The sequence below is a fragment of the Nostoc sp. genome, from assembly GCF_035638895.1.
In the GTDB taxonomy this organism is placed as follows: domain Bacteria; phylum Cyanobacteriota; class Cyanobacteriia; order Cyanobacteriales; family Nostocaceae; genus Nostoc.
Genome location: NZ_DASQZC010000639.1, coordinates 1 through 1918 on the forward strand (window position 1 = coordinate 1; position 1918 = coordinate 1918).

1 protein-coding gene is annotated in these 1918 nt (G+C 44.5%); it reads left to right on the top strand.

From position 1 onward, the window contains the following. Positions 1-43: 43 nt before the first annotated feature. A partial coding sequence (locus VE944_RS30710) for a beta-propeller fold lactonase family protein (protein WP_324986521.1) occupies positions 44-1918 on the top strand: 1875 nt, incomplete at its 3' end.

Below are 1918 nucleotides of genomic sequence, written 5' to 3' on the forward strand. Positions count from 1 at the left end.
AGTAAGTAGGAATATTGGCTGCGTAGGCAAGAAATTTTGATGTGTGAAACAGCAAATGCTCAATTTCAAGCGTAAGCGATATCTCCTACTTAGCCTGCTGGTTGCAGTGGCGATAGTAGTTAGCAGTGTACAAATAGTTACGGCCCAGCTTGCTACTAGCCGTGTTGGTGATCTACCTGAAGGTGGAGCATTACTACCCACAGGTCAAGTGATTACACCCGCAGCTGCCCCAGGCTCGACGTTTGCACGTTTGGCAACTGGTTTGCGTCCAGATGGTAATGCTGATGCTGCCGAAGCTGTAACCACAGCCCTCAGCCCCGATGGTAAAACTTTACTGGTGCTTACCAGTGGGTATAACAAAAACTTCAGGAGTCAAAATGGTGCTGATCTCACTTATCCTGTCTTAGACCCATTAACTGGCAAGCCAAGTGCTACGAGAACTTCAAAAGCTGAATGGGTTTTTGTCTTTGATGTCAGTAACGGTAAGTTGGTTAAGCAGCAGCAAATTAACATTCCCAATACATATAATGGCCTAGCTTGGGCAAAAGACGGCACACGCTTTTATGTATCAGGTGGCATTGACGATCGCGTTTATGCTTATGCCTCCAATGGCAGCCAATACTTGCCAGATGCTCCTTTCATTTTACTAAATCACAATTCCGACTCAACTGCGCCCTTCCCAGACTACGATGGTGGTTTGTTGAAGAACACACAAGCTAAAACTGTGACAACAGGAGCAGTTGTAGCAGGTCTTGATGTCAGCAAAGATGGCAAAACTTTAGTGGCTGCCAATTTTGAGAACGACTCAATATCAATTGTTGATACTACTAACCGTAAAGTACTTAGAGAAATTAAGTTCTTTAGACCAGGCGATCGCATAGCAACAGGAGAATTTCCTTTTGATGTAGCCATCAAAAGTGCAGAAAACGGTGCGGCAGCCAAAGTCTTCGTTACCAGCCAGCGTGATAACGAAGTGGTTGCTGTTAGCATTTCTTCCGGGCAAATTACCCGTATACCTGTAGGTGACCAACCAAACAAAGTAACGCTTTCAAACGATCAAAAGCGACTATATGTAGCTAACGGTAATAGTGATTCGGTTTCAGTCATTGACACAAATACCAATAACGTTGTCCAAACTATCAATCTGTCTCGACCTAGCGATAAGTACAAAGGAGCAAATCCCAACTCTGTGGCTCTGAGTCCAGATGAACGTCAGCTTTACGTGACTCTAGGCTATGAGAACGCTGTTGCTGTTGTGGACTTGCAATCTGGTCGGGTAATTGGACGTATCCCAACTGGCTGGTATCCCAATTCTGTCAGCGTTAGTAAAGATGGTCAAAACCTATACGTTGTCAATGCCAAAAGCAATTCTGGCCCCAACCCTTCAAATGGCGAAACAACACCAGCCGGACTAGCACGCAACACCACTTTTAGAAATGAGTATACCTGGGCTTTAGAAAAAGCTGGAATCTCAGTTATTCCAATTCCCAAAGGTGGCACTTTAGCTACGCTTTCCGAACAGGTAGACAGAAACAACGGTTTCTACAATCGCCGTCCTGACCGGACGATGAGATTTTTACAGGATAAAATTAAGCACGTTATCTACGTAGTTAAAGAAAATCGTACCTACGATCAGGTACTCGGCGATTTACCTGTTGGCAACGGCGACCCAGCATTAACTTTATTCCCACAACCAATTTCACCCAACCATCACAAGTTAGCCCTTGACTTTGTGACTTTTGATAACTTCTATGATTCTGGTGAATCAAGCGGTGTGGGCTGGAACTGGTCTACTTATGCAAGGACAACTGATTACACTGAAAAAACTCAATCAGTACTTTATGGCAACGCTGAGTTTAACGGTTTGACCTACGACTACGAAGGTACTAACCGTAACATCAACCTTGTCCTACCGCAA